Raw genomic sequence first — 20,702 nt, forward strand, 5'->3', positions numbered from 1 at the left:
TAATTAGATTAATTACCAAAAATGCAACTTATATCTAAACAAAACACCTGGATTTCAGAAAAAAAATTATGTTTGGAAATAGAGTTACTTCTTAATTGCGTTCGTCCACAAATTGATAGCGATCGCATTAAAGATTTGGTTCAAGAAAATATTGACTGGCAATACCTAATCCAAACAGCATATAGACACGGTGTAATACCGCTTCTTTACAGCAACCTCAGTAATATATGCCCACAATTAATTCCTGCAAGTTTCCAACAGCAGTTTCAACATAACCAGTATGCGAGAACTCAACGCAACCTGATGTTAACAAGCAAACTGCTCAAGCTATTGGAGCTTTTTGGGGCAAATGATATACCTGTGATTCCATTCAAAGGTCCGATCTTAGCTATATCAGCTTATGGTGATATCTCACGTCGAGATTTTTTTGATTTAGATATTCTAGTTCGCAAAGAAGATTTTTTGAAGGCAAAAGAACTACTGACTACTCAAGGATACCAACCATACTCTAATAATAGTGAGAAAGAAGCAGCTTACCTTAGTTCTCTCAAAGACAAACAACAAAAGGCTTACCTTCAATCCCATTGGGAACTGCATATGGTTGATGAGCGCGATCGCGTTACTATAGATCTCCATCATGGGATGTTACCAAAGCAATTCTCATTTTTGTATGATACTGAATGGCTATGGGAGTATGCTCAACCAAAGCCTTTTGCGAATAGAATGGTTCTCAATCTTTCTTCGGAGGATTCAATCTTAATCCTCTGTTCTCAGGGAGCTAAGGATTGTTGGCAACAGTTGAACCGGATTTGTGATATTGCTCAAGTGCTTTGTACCTGTGGTGAGATAAATTGGGAGCAGGTTTGCGATCGCGCGATTAAGTTACGGATGACGCGAATCCTCTTACTTGGTCTTTTACTAGGGCATGAACTTCTAGAAGTAAAGCTTCCAAAAACCATCTTACAGCAAATACAAGCCGACCCACTAGTGAAGTCCCTCGCTTCCCAGATTTATACACAACTTTTCTATCAAACTGAAAGTTTACTTCCAAGCCAGAAAGTTAATAGATCATTGTTTCACTTAAGCATGATAGAACACCCATTGGATAAAATTTGGTACTGTTTTGAGCATTTAGTTGTTCCAACAGTAGCAGACGAAGTGTTTCTGCCGCTACCTCAATTTCTATCTTTCTTGTACTATCCTCTCCGACTTATTCGCTTAATTAGAATCTACGGACTGAAGCGAAGATTTAGAGAATGAAATACTAGCAAGTTTAGACATATTTTTGTTGATTACCAGTTGATAAATTTCTATCAACTGGTAGTAATTTGCTTCAGGAGTATACCTGGTTTGATACATAGAATGAGCATGTTTTCTCATTGCAATCATCGCTTCAGGATGAGTAGTTGCCCATGTTATTTTTGCTGCCAAATCTACTGCACTTCCGGCTTCAAAATGTAAACCAGTTACCCCATTTTCTACAATCTCTGCCATACTACCTAATTTTGCTGCAATGACAGGTAGACTACAGGCAAATGCCTCGGCAATTGTTAAGGGAAAACCTTCATACCAGATAGAGGGAAAGACTAAAAACTGGGCTTTACGCATTAAATTCAACACAACTGACTTATTTTGCTGCCCAAGAAAGGTAATCATATTCTCTAACCCCAACGTCCGTACCTGCTGCTGTAGTACGTCGTTTAATGGACCGTCACCAACAATTTTTAGGGGAATACTTAGATTGCCTTGTTTGTAAGCATCAATTAGGGTAGCAACACCTTTTTCTTCTGAAAGTCGCCCGACAAAAAGTGCGTAATCACCATCATAGCTGGTTTCTGCTATGGTATCTGGCGTAAATACAAAGTTAGATTTAATGTAAATCTTCTCACTAGGAAGTCCGGCTTCCACTAGTTTATCTTTCTGAAACTGGGTCAAAGCAATGTAACCATCCACCCGTTCTTGCCAAGTTTGCCTTAAGCGATGCACCGCTAACATGCTTGCTACCACTGCACTTTCAACGCGGGAACCTCGGTAACAGCCATGCACTACAGCAGGCAGAGGTAAGGCTTTGCCAATACACTCTTCGCAAACTCGACCTTCCCGAAAGGGCATAGCTTTTGGGCAACCCAATCTATAATTGTGTAGTGTCTGCACAACAGGCACAACCGCATCTCGACAAGCATCGTATACAGATGGGGAGAGTAGTGGGAAAAAGTTGTGTATGTGAACAACTTGAATATTGTGTTGAGCGATCGCATTACTCACCAGGTTTCTTGATGAAAAAGAGTAAATTGCCGAAAAGGCTGCTTTTGCTTTACCCCATACTCCTACAATGCTGTCGTTGTCTACTTCTAAAACTGAAACATCATGTCCGTAAGACTTTAACAATTCCGCTTCAGCTTGTACAACAGCATCCTCTCCCCCAGCAAGTTGATAGCGATTATGGATAATTAAAATGTTCATTTCTGTGATAGTTTTAAACTTAAAAAAAATTAGGCATTATATGATTCCATATACAGCAGATTCCTTTGTTATGAGGTACATAATAGCCCCCTCATCGCTTGCGGGGAGGGGGTTGGGGGTGGGGTTCTTGTACCTCATGACACCGGGAAGTGCTGTAACAAGATTGATTGTTAATTTATTATGCATTTAATTGAAGCTAAAATTAGGCTTTTTCTCCTAATGGTTTTTGAACAAAAAAATTGTCTTGCATTTTGTGCTGCCATAATTTGTTAGATTTCTCAGCTTGATGTTTTTGCCATTGCAGTCCAATTAAACTAGCGACAAAAAGCATAAAAGCAGGTTCTTCCATCCAAGAAAATATTAGTCCAGCAACAAACACAGTAATTAGGAAAAACTTGGAAACTTTATCTAAACAGATATAATTCCAGACCAAGAACCAGAGATACAAATATACTCCCAATCCTAGAAACCCTAAATCTCCCCAAATACCTGCCCAAGAGAATAATAAAGAGTACATACTAGAGCCAGTAATACTATTAGACCAGTAGTAGCTCTCTTGAGCGTTAAATACTGTCTCAAAAACAGAAGTGCCAGTAATACCTAATGGTTGCAAAAGTTGTAGATAATCTTTCATTAGCCAACCTAATCGGCTAATAGTATGACCTGGTCCAAGTCCAAACAACCAATTTATATCTGACTTATAGAAGGAGCTAATAATAGAAAATACAGATAATTTATATTGAAAAGCTTCTGTAACTACCTCCATATCAGATATGTAGCGTATTCCAGAGTACAGAGTGTTGATGATTTTCAGAACTCCAATAGTAATTGGAATAGCAATTCCTAAATACATTATTGCTTTCACTATCTCCTTCATCTGCGTAAGTATCAAGAGAAACCAGGAAACTAGAAATGCAATGACTACCTGTTTCACATCAGCATAAAGAATGTTTCCCATACATAAAATAAATACAAATATGCGTAACCATAGTGAACGAACGCCGGAACACAGAAGGAAATAAACGCCAAAAGTTAGGGCAACATCACCTCCTACATGGTGTCCCGCTCCCATCTTCAAAAAAATTCCCTTAATCTCATCTGGAGAATATGGATTGATAATAAACTTCTGAAAATATACAAAAGCTAGATGAATATAGACAAATGAAAATATCCAAAATTGAAATTTTTTAATACTAGATTCAGGTACTTTTGTACTGACAATTGCTATCAACATCATAAAAGGTTCGGCAAGCATCAAAAAGCTGAGAATGACATTGATAACGCCTGCTTTATTGAACATGGCACTAGATATAATTATTCCCAGAAAAATCATCAGTCCAACCAGGAGTTTTCCAGCAATTTGGCTACGAATTTTCGGTACTACCCATACAAATAAGACTATAACCAAAGCGAAATGCAAAAAGTTAACAACTGATGGGACTTTTAGTGCTGTTAAAACACGTGGGAACATAACAGAAGCGAGAAATATCACGATTAAGCTAGACCTTGTGATAATTCCTGCTTGAGGTTGAGGTGATGTTGCTGAACTCATGAATTTCCTGCTACGGTTTGATAGATTTGAGCTAAATATTTTCCCTTAACTTCCCAGTTGTAGACTTCCCATACCCTTTTTTTTCCAGCCTCTCCCATGTGAATTCTCAGTTCTGGCTTTTTTTCATAATTTTCTAACCCAATTTCAAGTAGGATTTATCTTGAGTTGAAATTTCTTCGTAAAGTTGAGCAAAGTAGCGCCCTTTACTTTGCCAACTAAAAGCTTCTATCACCCTCTTGTGTCCAGCTTGACCCATACGCAATCTCAAATTTGGGTCTTTGGCTAGCACCGTCATTGCCTTAGCAAGATCGCTCACTGTTTGCTCAGGCGTTTGAGCGTGAATCTTAAAGCCAGTTTCCTCTGTGATCTGGATAGCTGGTCCGCCTAAATTCAGGCAGACTACTGGACGCCTTGCCACCATAGCCTCTAAGCAGACAGTTGGTGAAAAATCATGCAGTGCGGGATGTACTACTACATGGCACTTTGCTAATGTTTGAAAGGTTTCTTCACGAGATATTGCTCCCAAAAAAAATGTTCTGTCTGCAATTCCCAGCTGATTGGCAAGTTCTTCCAGCCTTTTTCTTTCGGGTCCTTCCCCAATAATCAAGTACTCACTCTGCTCTAAACCAGTCTGAGCAAATGCCTTGAGACCGAGATGAAATCCTTTCCAGTGTAAAAGACGTCCTATGCTGACAAATCTGATAACAGTTTCGTCAGATGAAACCGCAAGTTTTTCAAGACGAGCAAACTCTTGTTGATTAATTCCAGTTTGTCCAGGCAAAAATTCAATTCTTTTAGCACCTAAAACATTCAAATGGGTCGCGGTTTCTGGAGTCGTCACTATCGCAACAGTACTTCGGCGAGCCGTAAGATGCACAAATGGGTCAAGCTCACCCACCCAGCGCAAAAGGTTACGTAGAGTTTCATAAACTTTAGCGCGTCTGCTGAAGTCTTGCCAGAATGCTTTAGGTGTAGATTCCGCGCCTCCAACTGGACCCCAGACAAAGGGTACAGGAAGAAAGACAAGAAAACTCGGACTCGAATATCGACCATAGGTTATGTGGTGTGCAATATCAAAGCCAATCTCTTGATGGAGTCTTCTGGCTCTAAAATATGCCCAAATTTGCCATAAGTAGTAGTGGAGGTAGACTAGCCATTGCGATCGCTTTCCTTCATAAGACCAGTCATAGACCCAACCAAATGGATCGAGAAAAACGAAGTTCAGGTTGGGCTGTTGGTTACGAGCCAGTTCTGCCTCAATAGTTGGACGATGAGTATTTGAAGTCAAAACCCAGACTTTATGGTATTTAGCAATCTGGCAAGCCATGTTCCAGCCCACTCCTGGTTCAGATCCGCGACCTGGTTCACATGCATAAGCAGATAGAAGGACTTTCATGGATGAAATTCTCCAGTGTCAAGTTTGATTTCTACAAAAATAAAAGCTGTATCACTATCTCAAAAGACTATGCATTCAAAACGATTATTGATTTTTTCTGGCGTTACTTTTAGCTACAGTTGTTCTAGAAATCTGAGCCACTGCTGGGCGATCGCTTCCGGCTTAAACGCTTCACTCTGCCGCTGGCTAGCTGTAATCAATTGATTGCGCCAATCTTTTGAAGTTAGAACTTTGTAAATTGCTGTGCCTAAAGCTTCTGGATCATCTATTGGCACTAAATTTCCATATTTGCCATCTTCTAAGATGCTGCGAGGACCCCCACCAATGGCATCCGTAGAGATAACGGGTACTCCACAAGCCATCGCTTCTACCAATGCTAGGCAAAACGCTTCATCCAGTGACGACATGACAAAAACATCGGCTTTGGCAATGTTGCTCCAAGGATTAGCCACATGACCAGGTAAGCTGACACACTCCTGCAAACCTAGTTTCGCAATCACTTCCTCCAAGTGTTTTCTTTCTGGACCTTCTCCCAAAATAATCAGCTTGACTTTCAACTGGCTTCGGACTTTTGCAACCGCTTGCAAAAGCAGGGGATAGTTTTTGCGCTTCACTAAACGCCCAAGACTAACAATCACTGGTTGGTCTTTGTGCTGAAGCCAGGGATGTTCCGGTGCTGCTTGGCTGCGGATTAAAAAATCATCGACATCTACAGGATTCGGGATTACTGCCACACGATTGGAGGGCATGGGGATACGATCTTCCTTGAGGATGTCAAGGACACCTTGGCTAACGGTGGTTAACCCATTAGCTGTGGGATACAACAGCCTTGCTAACCAAGGCATGATTTGCATCCGTAGGTCATGCTTGTGGTCGATCGCAATATCAGAGGTGAGAGTATCTCCTTGGTAAATCACAAATTTTGTCTGGCGCACACCAGCTAACAGCCATCCCATAATTGCAGGGATACTAATGATTGTGGGCATGGAGATTAGTACATCTGGCTTGACAGCTCTCAAAAACTTAGCTAGGGCAATGGGAGATGCCATAGACCGCTCAATACCCAGTGGCACTAATTTGACACCTTCTGGAAAAGTGATATCCTCTGCTGGTCCTTTTGAAAGGTACAAGACGTATAAGTCTGTGACTCCCAAGTTCCAAAAGCCTTTAGTCAGAGCTACTGGAAGATTTGTGAATGCTCCGCCGTCTAAACCCCAGGTAAAGATAGCAATTGATCTCTGACTCATCTATTGTCCTTGTACAACGTAGTTAAACAAAATTTAAATTTGCGGAGTTAGATACACTCTTCATAAGAGAAAAAAAATAGTCCTAATCACCAATGCTTTGCTGACTTCTTTCATCTTTTTGAGATAAATAACCCAATCGTTCCCTTTAGAATTAATCTTGCCAGACGCTTAAGTCCACTTTCGTGGGATATCTGATTAAACAACGCTAAAAATACAGCATTCGATAAATACTCACCTGATTGAAGTAACCATTTCAAAGGCTTGTAAACAAAAACTTTGTGAAACTGCGGATGCGCTACAAGTCGCTGGTGAATTTCCCTTCTTTCTGACTTGGTTGCACCTTGAAAGCGAGCCAACAAGTAGCGTTCGTAATAGTGCCAGGGATTAGCTTCCAGACCCGCTAGACTTTCTGCCACCTCTACACCATAAATCTTTTTGAGAAACTGCTTCTGTTCTTGGTGTACTCGTTTTGCAGTCTCGTGCTCCCGTACCAATATGTCGGTTGTGATGGAGGTAAAACTCGTAAGATTTGCACCGTGTAAGCGAAACTTACTAAGTACTTCTGATATAGGTACTATTTCAGTGATAAAGGGAGCGAGACGGAAAATTAGACTATCAGCATTGCGCGTAAACTCTTCGTTCATTGGGAAGATTAAGTCCCCTAACTCGCGACGGATACAAAGTGCAGAAGCGGGGGGTATGTTTTCAAATTTACCGCCATTTTCTAATCCAGATAATGCCACCCAGCCTGATGCTAAATTTTTCAGCATAGGTGTCGGTTTGATCAACTTTCCTTGACCATCAATTTGATAGACATCGTGAATGGCAAAGCCGCCCTTAGGATTAAATTGAAACGCTTCAACAACTTTTTGTACCTTATGGGGCATCCACACATCATCTGCATCAAGTAAACAGATGATTTGACCGTTGCTTTTGCTGTAAGTTGTATTTAATGCAGAAGCTACACCACCATTCTGCTGACGTATCAGCTTGATTCGGGAGTCTTTCTGGACATAAGTTTCGATGACTTCACAGGAGTTATCTTTAGAGCCGTCATCACAAACGATCGCTTCCCAATTTGGGTAGGTCTGAGAAAGTACACTCTCTAAAGTTTCCCCAATGTACTTTTCGTAGTTATAGTTGGCAATCAGTATTGAAACTAAAGGCAATTCTTTTAGTTGGGGAAGTTTGAGTGGTTGTAGCTTTTCGGTTTGCAGTTCTTGCATATATTCATCCTTAACTTTATACTCGGCACATTCTTAAACCAACACAAGTTGGAAAAATTTTCAATTTTCACTTTAAAAATAAGTCATCTCATTCGCACTAAAAGACCTAAAAACGTGTTTTACCGTAGTTTCCCTTAAACGATGCTGTCATAGTTTTTCGGCACATTGGCACACATTCCGGAAATTTTAATTAGCAAATCTACTGAAAAACATCATTAATTTAATAAGAAAGTGCCGTAATAGCTGTGTAGTTTGGCTTTGAGCTATGTAAAAAAAAGCTAATTTTTGCAAAAATCATGTAATTAATTTATAAAGATTTGATTTCTTCCGGATATAGTTGCATAGGCTTGAGTAATATATGCAGAATTTTTTTACCAATTAAGCTGAGTGCTAAGTGCAGTTCCCAAAAGCTGCAAGATGTAAGTTTAACATGCGTAGATTCCACAAAAATCACCCGTCTTTAGTTACAGTGGAGGCGGGAGAGCATCAAAATAAGTTCTGTAGCAAGAAACGAGGTCGTTATGACAAAGATTAAGCGCAGAAGGAAAGTCTCCTCTATGCTTGCCATCATCTCTGGGATAATACTACTTTCTTTTGTGTTTGCTGTGACAAACCCTAGACTTTCTTCTGTGTCGGGGATTTTTGCGGACAAGTCTCTAGTAAGAGCGAAGAATCCATGCGTTATTGCTACTACCCCGACACAGGATAAGCTCTTTCCCGATAATTTAGTGGTTAACGTTAAGACCCGCTATGCAGCAAAGGGAGATGGTGTTACAGATGATACTCAAGCACTTCTAACGGCGATGCGCGAGAATGTAGGGAAAAACAAAATTCTCTACTTCCCTCAAGGGACATATCTTGTCAGCGATCGCCTTGAATGGAAAGACACGAACGGTAAATGGCAATCGCAGCTATGGCTCCAAGGACAAAACCGTGCCACCACTATTATTCGGTTGAAGGACAATGCACCTGGTTACAACTCTACTAACAACCCTAAAGCAGTAGTCTATACTGCGTCGGGACTTTATGTAGAGCAGCCTAACGGCGGCGGAAAAGACTATCCAGCTAAAGGAGAGGGTAACGAGGCGTTTGCAAACTACATTGAAGACCTGACAATTGACACTGGTAATAACCGTGGAGCGATCGCACTCGATTATTTAGCCAACAACATCGGTGCGGTTCGCAATGTCACACTTCAAGGGAGAGGACTCGTCGGTCTTGACATGACTCGAAAGTGGATTGGTCCGGCTCTGATCAAGAACGTCTTTGTCCAAGGCTTTGACTCTGGAATTCGGATTGGGAGTCAGGTCAACGGTATTACTCTTGAGCATATTAATCTTTGCAATCAGAAAACTGTTGGTTTAGAGAATTTAGGGAATGTTGTAGCTATCCGAAACCTCTCAAGCAGCAATAGTGTTCCAGCGGTACGCAATACCAACAACACGAGCCTTATTACCCTTCTCGATGCGGATCTTCGTGGCAGCAGTGACTCGGTAAGTGCTATTGAGAACAATAGCCGTATGTTTGCTCGGAATGTCCGCTCATCTGGTTATCGGTCAGCAATTATGCAAGATAATAAGGTCGTAAAGGGGACAAAGATCAGGGAGTTTACCTCGTTTGCTCCTTTTACTTTGTTTAAATCTTCCGCAAAGACCTCTCTCAATCTTCCGATTAAGGAGCCGCCAAGCTTTCATGATAACAAGCTCTCAAACTGGGTAAACGTTGAGGATTTTGGTGCAAAAGGGAAAAACCCCGATGGAAGCGATGAATGGGGGGACGATACAGTGGCAATTCAAAAAGCGATGGACTCAGGAAAATCCACTGTCTATATTCCGCCGGGTCGCTACTTTGTCAGTGATACCTTACACGTCAGGGGAAAGGTTCGCAAAATCTTTGCGATGGGTGCTACATTTTCTCCTGGTGGGACAGCTTTTGGAGATATCAATAATCCGAAACCGTTCTTTCGGATTGAGGATGGAACAGCACCTGATGTGACCATTGAACATGTTAGTGTTTTAAATCTTGTTCAACAAGCCCCACCACAAGCTGGACTTATTGGTTTTGAACAAGCCACCTCCCGAACACTATTTTTGAAAGATGTGACCTGCTGCTCATTAAGACCCAATGATCAGAAGTATGTATTTCGGAACAAGCCAAGAGCCGGAAAGCTATTTATTGAAGATGTATCCGCTGAAAGTTGGCAATTTGAACATCCTCAACAGGTATGGGCACGTCAGCTTAACCCTGAAGGTAGTAATAAAAAGATATTTAATAACGGTGGCAAGCTCTGGGTGTTAGGTTTGAAGACTGAAGGAGGTAATGTCAACACTGTTATCCATACGAAAGGAGGTGGTGTCAGCGAGTTATTGGGAGCGCTGTTGTACGTGACCGGGAACGTGCCATCAAATGCGATCGCTTTTATCAATGACAACTCTCAAGTTGCACTCTCTTATGCCACTATTAGCTACGGAGCCAACGACTTCCAGATTCATGTTCAAGAAACACGAGGGTTTAAGCGTTTTCAACTCACTCGCAATCGGCTGCTTGGGCATGGTAATGGGCGTGCGGTGCCACTTTATGTAGGAAAGCAGTGAAGGAAATTTCTAATCAAGAATTTTCAATTGCCTTGAGCAACTTTGGAACTCACCAAAAAAAAATCCACATACCATTTTGACAAAAAAGTATGTTCGCGCTGTGTATTTGAAGAAGGATAAACAATAAAAAACTTGTCAACGGTCAATCCTTCTCGATTTGCAAAGCCGTAAGCAATGTTCATACATTTATAGGATACAAGCCTATAAGCCCCTCAATTTGTTGATGGGGTTTACAAGAAAGGCAGAAGTTCGAGGGCAGAAGGCAGAAGGTTACGAGTATCAATTAAAACTTTAGTTCTGGGTTTAAAGCTAAAGCCCAGTTTAAACAAATAATTATACCGAGACTGCTTGCACTTCCGGTATAAAACGTCCTTGTTTCAATCCCACTATGAGTAAGGGTGGGTTGCCTTCTGCCTTCTGCCTCCTGCCTTCTGCCTTCTGAATTCATACTTCAGATGACCCGATCTAAAATTGGCGATCGCTAAAAAAAGCCTAACCCATAATAGTAAGTAGATTCCACAACATAATTGATGTGATTTGTGTTAATTTTACATGTAGCTGTTGCTTTTCTTCAGCGGTCATTAACCTGATCTAAGTGAATCCTGTGTATTTACCATACTGCAACTATTGAGTATTTTTGCAGAAGTGATATGTTCCCGCTGTGTGCTTTAATTTTAGTCTAGGTGCAAAAAGCAAGTATTCAGCCTGAATATTTTGATCTACCGTTGAGCGCACACAAATATTCCCAGTCATCCTCAAATCTTTGCCAAGATGAAACTCTATGGTCTATCTAAGATAGGCTCAATATTTGGTTTCATTGGACAGATATTTGGTTTAGCGACTGCGCCCAAGAAATGAATAGTTCTCGGTGATGGACGAATCCCCACCTCTAGTGAAAAGAGGAGACGCTTAAGCGTCAAAATAAGTTCCCTATTAAGAAGCGAGGTAGTTGTGACAAAGTTTAAACGCAGAAAGAAGATATTGTCTAAACTTTCGAGCATGTGTGGGATAACAGAACTTTCTTCTGTTGCTGATGTAAATGAACCTACTCCTACCAAGGTAGTTGTGACAAAGTTTAAGCGTAGAAAAAAGATATTGTCTAAACTTTCGAGCATGTGTGGGATAACAGAACTTTCTTCTGTTGCTGAGGTTAACGAACCTACTCCTACCAAGGTAGTTGTGACAAAGTTTAAGCGCAGAAAGAAGACATTTTCTAAACTTTCCATCATGTGTGGGATAGCAGTATTTTCTCCTATTGCTGGGGTTAACAAACCTACACTGAGTGCAAACATCCCCTCTCAATTAGGGCTTTCTGAGAAGGTTGCTGTCAACTCAGCAGAAAATAGATGTGTCGTCACCGCCAATACTTCGGAGGATAAGCTTTTTCCCGAAAATATGGTGATTAATGTTAAGACACAGTATGGAGCCAAAGGCGATGGAGTCACAGATGATACTCCCGCAATCCAAAGGGCGATTCGAGAGAACGTAGGTACAAACAGAGTTGTCTATTTCCCTCAAGGGACTTACCTTGTGAGCGATCGCCTGGAGTGGAAAGACACGAACGGTAAATGGCAATCACAGCTAAGGCTTCAAGGACAAAACCGCACCAACACTATTATCCGGTTGAAGGACAATGCACCTAGTTACAACGATCCTAGCAACCCGAAAGCAGTAGTCTATACCGCGTCGGGACTCTATACGACAGATGCTTACGCCGGAGCAAAGGACTATTTCGGAAAGGGGGAGGGGAACGAGGCATTTGCAAACTACATTGAAGACCTGACGATTGACACTGGTAATAATCGTGGAGCGATCGCACTCGATTATTTAGCCAACAACATGGGTGCGGTTCGCAATGTCACACTTCGCGGTCAAGGACTTGTCGGGCTTGAGATAACTCGAAAGTGGATTGGTCCTGCTCTAGTCAAGAACGTCGTTGTGGAAGGCTTTGATCATGGTATTCGTATTGCGGGCGAGGTCAACGGTATGACTCTCGAACACATTAGTCTTTGCAACCAGAAAACTGTCGGTTTAGAGAATGCGGGAAATATTGTAGCAATACGAGACCTCTGGAGCAGCAATAGTGTGCCGGCGATACGCAATACAGGCATGACGGGTCTTATGACCCTAATCGATGCCGAGCTTTATGGCAATAATCCCTTGGTAAGTGCTATTGAGAGCAATAGCCGTATGTTTGCCCGGAATGTCAGTTCATCGGGTTATCTGTCTGCAATTATGCAAGATAACAAGGTCTTGCAGGAAGCTACGGTAAAGGAATATACCTCGAACACTCCTTTTACTTTGTTTGGGACTTCCGCAAAGACCTCTCTCAATCTTCCAGTCGAGGAACCGCCAGACTTTCATGATAATAATCTCTCAAACTGGGCAAACGTTGAGGATTATGGTGCAAGAGGGAAAGCAGCAAATGGTGGCGATGATTGGGGCGATGATACGGCTGCAATTCAAAACGCCCTCGACTCAGGAAAATCCACCGTTTACATTCCACCTGGTCGCTACTATATCAGTGATACCCTACGCGTCAGGGGAAATGTTCGCAAAATCATTGCGATGAATGCTACGCTTTCTCCTGGTGGAAGAGCCTTTGGGGATGCAAACAATCCCAAACCATTCTTTCGGATTGAGGATGGAGCAGCGCCTGACGTGACTATTGAACGTGTTGGTATCACAAATATTACTCCAGATGCCTCACCTGGATTGATTGGTTTTGAACAAGCTACTTCCCGAACACTGTTTTTGAAGGATATGGGCTGCTGCTCATGGAGAACCACCGACCAGAAGTATGTGTTTCGGAACACCCCAGGAGCCGGAAAGCTCTTCGTTGAGAATGTATCTGCTGAAACTTGGCGCTTTGAGCATCCGCAACAAGTATGGATGCGTCAGATTAATCCTGAGGGTAGTAATGAGAAGATATTCAATAATGGCGGGAAGCTTTGGGTGTTAGGTCTTAAAACCGAAGGAGGTAATGTCAACACTGTGATCCATACCAAAGGAGGTGGTGCAAGCGAGTTATTGGGAGCGCTCTTGTACGTGACTGAAAGTGTGTCACCTAATGAGATCGCTTTTATCAATGACAATTCTTGGGTTGCACTCTCTTATGCCACAAGAAAGTATGGAGCTAACGATTTCCAGATTCAGGTTCAAGACACACAGGGATCTCAAAGTCGTAAACTCACTCGCGATCAGGTTTTCCAATACACTAATGGTAGTACAGTGCCGCTCTACGTAGGAGGGCAGTGAGGGAAAATTAGGGGTTTGAGAGTCGTAGTTTTAATCACAAATTCTCGTTAAAAACCTCTTTCCCCCCAGTCTAGAAGACTGGAGCTATACAAACAAAGCCCGCGTAGGCGGGCTTTGAATAAGGTGCATTAAAAGCTGGGTTCTGGTGTGTAAATCCTGATTGATCTACCTCCTAACCTGTTAGACTTACTGCGCCACTTCTTTCTCAAATAAGCCCAATGCCCGCAGCACTGCTTGATCCATGTCGTAGTACTTGTAATCTGCAAGTCGCCCTGCAAACAGTACACTGCCGTTGAGTTTCTCTATTTCTTTAAGGTAAAGGTCTAGACGCCCACGGTTATCCTCATTGAGGATGGGGTAATAGGGGTCGTTTTTCCCTGGTACATAAGCTTGGGGATATTCCATCACCAAAGTGGTTTTGGGTGAGGTTTGTCCTGATAGATATTTCTGCTCAGTGATGCGGGTGATGTCGTAATCGTTAGGATAGTTGACTGTACCAACTTCTTGATACTGCTCTTGATCCAAAGTCTCAAATTGAAAGCGCAGGCTACGGTAGGGCAACTCACCGTACATATAATCAAAGAAGGCATCAATCGGACCAGTGCAGAGTATCCGGTTAAATTGAATGTCGTTGATAATTTCGCGGTAATCTGTGTTCAGAAGCACCTTAATGTTGGGGTGATCGAGCATTTTGTGGAACATTTCGGTGTAACCAAGCTTGGGCATAGCTTGGTAAGGGTCTTGAAAATAACGGTCATCCCGACTGATGTAGACTGGAACACGCCCTGTAACTCCCCGATCTAGTTCTTCTGGTTTCACACCCCACTGCTTCATGGTGTAGCGGAGAAAGACATTTTCATAGATGTACTCGGCTAGAAAAGTTAAGTCACCACTAGCACTTTCACGCAGTTTTAAAATCGGTACTTTGACCCCAAAACCAAAGTTTTCTAGAAGTAAATTCTCTAGCTTCTCTGCATATTTTGGCGGAAAAAGAGCATAAAGGGAATTGAGATTAAAAGGGATGGGGACTTTCTTGCCTTCAACTACTCCTAGTACATGGTGATAGTAATGTCTCCAATCAGTAAATTGAGATAGGTAATCCCAAACTTTTTTAGATTTGGTGTGGAAGATATGGGGACCGTATTTGTGGATTAAAATTCCATGCTCGTTGTAGTAGTCGTAAGCATTGCCACCGATGTGGTTTCGCTGTTCTACAATTAGCACTCTTTGTCCTAACTGATTAGCAATTCTTTCAGCCATAACGCAAGCTGAATAGCCTGCTCCAATAATTAACCAATCAAATTTCATTTGGCTTCTCTTTTATTTATGTTACGTAAAGTATTAGAGTGCAGGTCTTGCTTACAGCCAGTTTGATACCTTTATCAAAAAGATTAAATTTGATAAATTATTTAAGGACAGAGTTTGTTACCTGCTGTATATGCTGTTCAATTTGATGTAAAAATGGTTGATACACTGCTTGAGGAGAAAGTTTCCCTTTTACATATTGATGAGCTTGTGCCTCCATCCATTTACGTTTTTCTGGATTGGTTATCAGTGTGTGAATTGCTGCTGCAAACTCTTCGGCTGTTTCGGCTACAAGCACAGCATGACCGACTATATCACTTAGTCCTTGAACACCAATAGGTGTTGATACGCAAGCACGCCCAGATGACAGAGCTTCTACAAGCTTAATCTTCAGTCCACTACCCATAAGAAGAGGAACCATACAGACCTGAGCGGCTCCATACTCTGGCTTAAGGTTGGCAACTCTGCCTAAAAAGCGAACATTTGGAAAACTTCCTTGAATCTGAGCACATACGTCACCACAAACATGGAGACTGCAATATGGGGCTGCGTCTAAAACAAGTAGCCATACATTTTCCAAGAACCATCGTAAACCATGAACATTGTGAGGCGATCCACTACCTACAAATAAGCAGCGACCATCAACTTGCTGAGTCTCGTGAACATGGCAAACAACAGACATAGGCATACTAATCACCTTGCTTGAAGGAGCCATCTCTTTGAGAATTTCAGCCTCTTGTTCCTGAATAGCTAACAAAACTTGTGCTTTTCGCAACAGTGCAGATTCTTTGTCCCAATTCCAGTCTGAAAGATGGGAATCTACGCCTATTTTTCTAAAATCGGCAACTCTTTGGTGAAGAATGTCATGAGTTAATATGGCTTTTAAGACTGATTGCTTTTGCGGGAGAGCCTCTAATAGACTCCCTAACCAAGTATAGTTAGCAATCACAACATCTGGCTGGAAGCTGACAAAGCGTGAATTTGCAAAGGCTACTTCCTCTGGTGTTGCCAAAGCATCCCAAGTTTGAGGGGCGATCGCATCCTCGCGCTTGTTCCGTAGTTTATTCCAAACAGCTCGGTAGAAACTTTTCCAATTGTTTGGCACTTGTCTGTAAGCTAGCTGTAATGGCGCAAGAAGCCATTGTGATAAGGAGTTGAATTTTAACAGAACACGACCAATTCGCAAGTTATCCCTTGCTGACACAGTGGCGATCGCTGCCAACGACGATGGAATAATATAGAAGGGAATTCCGCCATTTGGGGATGAACTTAGAACTGTGTACTCAATTTCACAACCTGCATAATGTAAGTAGCGGATGAAGTCCAAGATATAAGTGGCATTACCAACAGTATTCTGGATTGGAATATGCCGACTAAAAATCTGAACCTTAATAGGTCGATTTATTACAGGTTCTTGGATCTTTGCAGAAACAATTCTAGAGGAGTTAGGCTTGGATAAATCAACTTGTTTCGGAGCATTGCTTAACTTCTGTAATAAGCTTAAAGTTTCCTCCACCATTCTCTGCTCCGAAAAATCCTGGACGCGCAGTTTTGCCTTCATAGCCATCTGCTGCATCTCCTCCGGGTAGCGAAGTGCCCAACGAGTCGTTTCCAGGAGGTCACAGCTATCGCCCGTACGGAACAGTAGACCATGAACTCTATTCTCTATTAACTCCGGAATACCACAAGCATCTGAGGTCACGATTGGTAATCCGTGCGCCATTGCCTCCATCAGTGCAAAGGGTTGACCTTCATACCGAGTAGGGAAGAGAAACAAGTCAGCAGAAACTAATAATTTTGGGACATCAGAGCGATATCCCAAAAACAATACTTTATCTTCAACACCGTATTGTCGAACTTTTTGAAGTATATCTTCCCGTTCCTTTCCGTCTCCTACCCAAACAAACCTCACATCTGGAAACTCTTTAACCAAGTGAGGGATTGCCGGAATGAGATCCACGTGTCCTTTTTGAGACTCTAAGCGACCAACGGTGAGAGCAAGACGACTCGTTTGTGGTAGATTAAGTTCTTGTTTGATTTGACGGCGTAAGTTATTGATTTCCTCGTTGTTGAAGTTGTTTATAGATAAAGCTGCTTTACTCCCGTTATAGATATAACGCACTTGTTCACGAGGAAACTGAAATGATTCAGAGATGACTTTGCGATTATGCTCTGATACAGCAATCCACTGCTGATTTCTATCTCGTGCCCACTGATAAAGCTTTAATCTTACCCGATTATAAGAAATAGGAGTAGGTGCTAACTGAAAGACAACTCCTGTCGGTATCTTTAATAAACCACATGCAAGTATGCTACCCAAACACAAGTCCAACTGAGGCAGGACTATTTGCACCACGTCTGGCTTATTCTTCAGTAGTAAACGAACTGTTTGAGTTAAGTGAGGTAAATATTTTCTTATCGTTTTGAATTTGAGAGGATTTGAATTTTCAATTTCTAAAGGGTGATAACTTACACCGTTTTCCTCAAAGCTTTTGATAAGAGATGCTGTTTGTTCCCTTTTTGGGAAAGCTACATGCACGTCCCAACCTTTTTCGACTGCTGCTGAAGTTAATGTCAGGGCATATCCCTCAGCACCGCCACGTTCAGTAGAGGGAGATATTACTAGGAGCCGCAACTTTGTTTGAGGAATAGTCATAATATTACAGTGTTACTTTTGGTAGCTATATTGCAAATTTTTGGCAATATTACGGATAATAATGTGTGCTATTTTTATGTTTTTCAGAATATTTTTTGCTGAATTAAACGAAGATTTTGGCGGAGTTTACGTAAAAATTTAAATATAAAATAAGGTATACGTACATCTTCGCGTGCTAAAGCAGAATTAACAGGTGGTAGCTTTATCCAGAAAGGTTTTTTTATGGCTTTCACCCCTTGAGAATTAGTATGTAATTCTGTCAGTAAATGAACCCATTTGCTTGTGCAAACTTCACTAGAGTAATAAGCTTCTATTTTGGCACGGGCAGATACGGACAATCTTTCCCAAAGTCCCACTTCATTTCTTAGGCGTTTAACAGCAGTCACAAACTCATTACCTCTGTCATTGACCAGCAACCCAGTCACTCCATCTTCTACTAACTCTGGTATTCCACTCCGCATTTGTAGACATATTGGGACTACACCACATGCCATAGCTTCCATCAGAGCAATGGGTAAGCCCTCATAATCTGATAGCAAAACCAAAGCATGAGATTCTAGCATCACTTCTTGAATTCGAGCATTGTCTACTAGCCCAGCTAATTTTATTGGTAATCCTTTTCCTTCTGTGGTAAGTATTTTTTCAACATTAGCTTTTGCCGAACCATCTCCGAATATTATTGCTTCTGTATTCGGTATCTCTCTAACAGCACGGCACAAGGCAGATGTTACTTGGGATATCTGCTTTTGTTCTTCCACTAAACGACCGACATATATCAGCCTCATTCGCTCTAAAGGCGGTTGAGCAAAGTTCTCAGGCAGAGTTACACCACAAGGAATTTGTCTGATTAAGGTTGCTGTATTTCCTATACTGCTAACTTTTTGTGTTAAAAATTGTGAAACACAGACTAATGCAGAGAGGCTGTAAGAAGTTCTACCAAAAACAAATTCTCTTAAAACACCCCAATAAAACTCTTCATCAGAATGTAAAACTCCAACAGTAGGTATTCCTGCTTCTTTGACCCATCGAATAGCATAGAAGGCTGGGGCTAGCATATTTGGCACGAATACATCCGGAGGCTCTTCAGTTAGTTTTGAGAGAATCCAGTGAATTTTCTGTTGTGTAGTCGTTTGCCAGGGAAAGGTTTGGCAAGAAATTCCTTGATTACGCAAATTTACAAAACAAGGACAATCATCTGGTGAATCAGCATTGATAAAAAAAAGCACCTGTGGTTCTACTCCAGCAAGTTTAAGATCAGGTAACAACCTCCTAAGCCATGAGTTTGGTCCTCCTGTAAAGGCAGGATCATCATAGGTACAAAACGTGACCTTAATTTTGTAGTTTAGTTCCACGGCATTTAAAAAGTTTGAAGATGGATAATTTATTTAATTTATGAAGGCTAAAATTGCAGTTTTTCTGACTTTATTAAAGCTACAAAAAGTAGTTTCTTTGTCACTTTATGTTGTGGCAATTAACCAAATTTCTTTATCAACTTTGCTGTAATTGACCGAGGTAGTTCTTGGGGGCTTTTTGAAAAATATTTGATTCTGACTTCAATCCAATTCTTCTTTTCGTAAAACTCACGTATAATAGCTATTCGCCACTGCTGATACCAAGGGAGATTTTTACGATAACTAGCCATAATACTTTCTATTCTCGGCATAGTCTGACCACTCAAATTATTATTGAAAGTTTTTGTACCCTTGAGTAATCGAAAATTGCCCCAAGTTTCATCTACATACTTGACTGTAGCTGCTTGCACAGCCTGTAGCATGAAATGTAAATCCATTGAATCATGATCGTCCACATCATAAAGACCTATAATTTGATGTACCGAAGTATGATAGAAATATGCAGATGGGTTAGCAGGCAAAGGATTTATATTCCATCCCATCAAAAAATCGGTGAACTTCATTTTTTTTGGTTTATTGATTTCCATGAGTTCACCATCATCGTTCCATAAGTTACAGTTTCCAACAAGTAAGCTGGGGTTCGGTAAGGTTTTAAAAAGTTCTGATACTCGATTCAGTACATTTGGCTCATAGTAATCATCAACATTGAGAATTGCTAATATTTCTCCTTTTGCTATTGCAATTCCCTTATTCATTGCATCCGACTGTCCCTTATCTTTTTCAGATATCCAACGGATATGTGGATAGTTTTCTGCATATTGTTTGATGATTTCTACAGTGCGGTCTGTTGAGCCACCATCTACAATGATGTGTTCAACGTCAGGACAATTTTGTTCAATGACAACCTTGATACAGGCTTCAATGAATTTTTCTCCGTTGTAAACTGGTGTGATAACACTAATCATGCTTGGCTTGCTTTAGATTACAGGACTATTCTTTGATGGCGATAAAGTAGTCGATGATTTACCGTATAACTACTGAAGTATTCTGTAATAAACAGAAGAATCCGGATTAATTGTAAGAACTTTTTATAAAATTTTGTAAAATCTATTGTTATGTCTCGGTGTAAAGACTGATTTGTAACTTAGCGAGAATATTGCTCAGGTTTTTGGTTGAGCATCACTGATAGCATAGAGTTGAAGTTTTTAATAGAAACATTCGGCATGAAGTTTAAGGCAATTGTTCACCAAGCTGAAGAAGGCGGATATTGGGCGGAGGTTCCTGCTCTACCTGGTTGTATTACTGAGGGTGATACTTGGGAAGAGTTAATGGCTAATCTCAAGGATGCGATTGAAGGATGGCTTGAGGTCGCTAATGAAAGTCATTCCACAGAAGATACAGTTCAGGTAGTTGAAATTGCTATATGAAGTCTATTTCTGGGAAAAAGCTATGCTCGATAGTAGAAAAGAAGGGATGGTTTTTGAAGAAAATTACTGGTAGTCATCACATTTATCAGCAACCTGAGTTTAGTAACATACTGTCGATTCCAGTTCATGGGAACAAAGATTTGAAGATAGGAACTTTGAAAGCTTTGATGAAGATAGCCGAGTTAACTGAAGAAGATTTGTAATAAAGAGCGATCGCTCTACCTCT

15 protein-coding genes are annotated in these 20,702 nt (G+C 41.2%); 5 read left to right on the plus strand and 10 right to left on the minus strand.

Annotated elements, in window-relative coordinates; genetic code table 11:
• Nucleotides 1–21 precede the first annotated feature (21 nt).
• A complete protein-coding gene (locus tag TOL9009_RS0119470) occupies nt 22–1,260 on the plus strand; it encodes a nucleotidyltransferase domain-containing protein (protein ID WP_029634268.1) in 1,239 nt (412 codons plus the stop codon).
• On the opposite strand, the gene TOL9009_RS39765 is transcribed toward TOL9009_RS0119470, so the two are convergent.
• The 6 genes from TOL9009_RS39765 to TOL9009_RS47475 all read right to left on the minus strand — a co-directional run bounded on the left by TOL9009_RS39765 (nt 1,219) and on the right by TOL9009_RS47475 (nt 8,329).
• Nucleotides 1,219–2,463 (minus strand): glycosyltransferase, encoded by a 1,245-nt coding sequence (locus tag TOL9009_RS39765; RefSeq protein ID WP_051502956.1) that lies wholly within the window; start codon nt 2,461–2,463, stop codon nt 1,219–1,221. The two genes, TOL9009_RS0119470 and TOL9009_RS39765, sit on opposite strands and share 42 nt — an antisense overlap.
• Nucleotides 2,464–2,665: 202 nt before the next feature.
• Entirely contained in the window at nt 2,666–4,015 is a 1,350-nt protein-coding gene (locus tag TOL9009_RS39770; protein ID WP_051502957.1) for a hypothetical protein, read from the minus strand.
• A gap of 133 nt (nt 4,016–4,148) precedes the next feature.
• Entirely contained in the window at nt 4,149–5,411 is a 1,263-nt protein-coding gene (locus TOL9009_RS0119495; RefSeq protein ID WP_029634269.1) for a glycosyltransferase family 4 protein, read from the minus strand.
• A gap of 113 nt (nt 5,412–5,524) precedes the next feature.
• Nucleotides 5,525–6,658, minus strand: coding sequence for a glycosyltransferase (locus TOL9009_RS39775; RefSeq protein ID WP_051502958.1), 1,134 nt, complete (start codon nt 6,656–6,658; stop codon nt 5,525–5,527).
• Nucleotides 6,659–6,768: 110 nt separating this feature from the next.
• Nucleotides 6,769–7,884 (minus strand): glycosyltransferase, encoded by a 1,116-nt coding sequence (locus TOL9009_RS0119505; RefSeq protein ID WP_029634270.1) that lies wholly within the window; start codon nt 7,882–7,884, stop codon nt 6,769–6,771.
• A 307-nt stretch (nt 7,885–8,191) separates the two neighbouring features.
• Nucleotides 8,192–8,329: a hypothetical protein gene (locus TOL9009_RS47475; protein ID WP_186227600.1), complete on the minus strand. Its 138-nt coding sequence runs from the start codon at nt 8,327–8,329 to the stop codon at nt 8,192–8,194.
• Between the two features lie 76 nt (nt 8,330–8,405).
• On the opposite strand from TOL9009_RS47475, the gene TOL9009_RS39780 reads away from it, so the two are divergent.
• On the plus strand, nt 8,406–10,478 hold the full coding sequence (locus tag TOL9009_RS39780; RefSeq protein WP_084763254.1) for a glycosyl hydrolase family 28-related protein: 2,073 nt from the start codon (nt 8,406–8,408) through the stop codon (nt 10,476–10,478).
• Nucleotides 10,479–11,429: 951 nt separating this feature from the next.
• Nucleotides 11,430–13,736, plus strand: coding sequence for a glycosyl hydrolase family 28-related protein (locus tag TOL9009_RS39785; protein WP_186227602.1), 2,307 nt, complete (start codon nt 11,430–11,432; stop codon nt 13,734–13,736).
• 186 nt (nt 13,737–13,922) lie between these two features.
• Here TOL9009_RS39785 and glf read toward each other — a convergent pair whose 3' ends face one another.
• From glf to TOL9009_RS0119555, 4 genes are all read right to left on the minus strand, one after another.
• Nucleotides 13,923–15,044 (minus strand): UDP-galactopyranose mutase, encoded by a 1,122-nt coding sequence (gene glf / locus TOL9009_RS0119535; protein WP_029634272.1) that lies wholly within the window; start codon nt 15,042–15,044, stop codon nt 13,923–13,925.
• A gap of 97 nt (nt 15,045–15,141) precedes the next feature.
• Nucleotides 15,142–17,697 carry a glycosyltransferase gene (locus tag TOL9009_RS49490; protein ID WP_084763257.1) on the minus strand — a complete coding sequence of 852 codons (2,556 nt, stop codon included), beginning with the start codon at nt 17,695–17,697 and terminating at the stop codon, nt 15,142–15,144.
• 83 nt (nt 17,698–17,780) lie between these two features.
• Entirely contained in the window at nt 17,781–19,049 is a 1,269-nt protein-coding gene (locus TOL9009_RS0119550) for a glycosyltransferase family 4 protein (protein WP_260675920.1), read from the minus strand.
• Between the two features lie 119 nt (nt 19,050–19,168).
• Nucleotides 19,169–20,014, minus strand: a complete 846-nt coding sequence (locus TOL9009_RS0119555) for a glycosyltransferase family 2 protein (protein WP_029634275.1) — start codon at nt 20,012–20,014, stop codon at nt 19,169–19,171.
• A 258-nt stretch (nt 20,015–20,272) separates the two neighbouring features.
• On the opposite strand from TOL9009_RS0119555, the gene TOL9009_RS0119560 reads away from it, so the two are divergent.
• On the plus strand, nt 20,273–20,476 hold the full coding sequence (locus TOL9009_RS0119560) for a type II toxin-antitoxin system HicB family antitoxin (protein ID WP_029634276.1): 204 nt from the start codon (nt 20,273–20,275) through the stop codon (nt 20,474–20,476).
• On the plus strand, nt 20,473–20,679 hold the full coding sequence (locus TOL9009_RS0119565) for a type II toxin-antitoxin system HicA family toxin (RefSeq protein ID WP_029634277.1): 207 nt from the start codon (nt 20,473–20,475) through the stop codon (nt 20,677–20,679). Before TOL9009_RS0119560 ends, TOL9009_RS0119565 begins: the two co-directional genes overlap by 4 nt.
• Nucleotides 20,680–20,702: the final 23 nt, after the last annotated feature.

The sequence above is a fragment of the [Scytonema hofmanni] UTEX 2349 genome, from assembly GCF_000582685.1.
In the GTDB taxonomy this organism is placed as follows: domain Bacteria; phylum Cyanobacteriota; class Cyanobacteriia; order Cyanobacteriales; family Nostocaceae; genus Hassallia; species Hassallia hofmanni.

What these genes read in the sequence shown, in the direction of transcription:
- TOL9009_RS0119470 (WP_029634268.1), top strand. Translation starts at nt 22, where the DNA reads ATGCAACTTATATCTAAACAAAACACCTGGATTTCAGAAAAAAAATTA.
- TOL9009_RS39765 (WP_051502956.1), bottom strand. Translation starts at nt 2,463, where the DNA reads ATGAACATTTTAATTATCCATAATCGCTATCAACTTGCTGGGGGAGAG.
- TOL9009_RS39770 (WP_051502957.1), bottom strand. Translation starts at nt 4,015, where the DNA reads ATGAGTTCAGCAACATCACCTCAACCTCAAGCAGGAATTATCACAAGG.
- TOL9009_RS0119495 (WP_029634269.1), bottom strand. Translation starts at nt 5,411, where the DNA reads ATGAAAGTCCTTCTATCTGCTTATGCATGTGAACCAGGTCGCGGATCT.
- TOL9009_RS39775 (WP_051502958.1), bottom strand. Translation starts at nt 6,658, where the DNA reads ATGAGTCAGAGATCAATTGCTATCTTTACCTGGGGTTTAGACGGCGGA.
- TOL9009_RS0119505 (WP_029634270.1), bottom strand. Translation starts at nt 7,884, where the DNA reads ATGCAAGAACTGCAAACCGAAAAGCTACAACCACTCAAACTTCCCCAA.
- TOL9009_RS39780 (WP_084763254.1), top strand. Translation starts at nt 8,406, where the DNA reads ATGACAAAGATTAAGCGCAGAAGGAAAGTCTCCTCTATGCTTGCCATC.
- glf (WP_029634272.1), bottom strand. Translation starts at nt 15,044, where the DNA reads ATGAAATTTGATTGGTTAATTATTGGAGCAGGCTATTCAGCTTGCGTT.
- TOL9009_RS49490 (WP_084763257.1), bottom strand. Translation starts at nt 17,697, where the DNA reads ATGACTATTCCTCAAACAAAGTTGCGGCTCCTAGTAATATCTCCCTCT.
- TOL9009_RS0119555 (WP_029634275.1), bottom strand. Translation starts at nt 20,014, where the DNA reads ATGATTAGTGTTATCACACCAGTTTACAACGGAGAAAAATTCATTGAA.
- TOL9009_RS0119560 (WP_029634276.1), top strand. Translation starts at nt 20,273, where the DNA reads ATGAAGTTTAAGGCAATTGTTCACCAAGCTGAAGAAGGCGGATATTGG.
- TOL9009_RS0119565 (WP_029634277.1), top strand. Translation starts at nt 20,473, where the DNA reads ATGAAGTCTATTTCTGGGAAAAAGCTATGCTCGATAGTAGAAAAGAAG.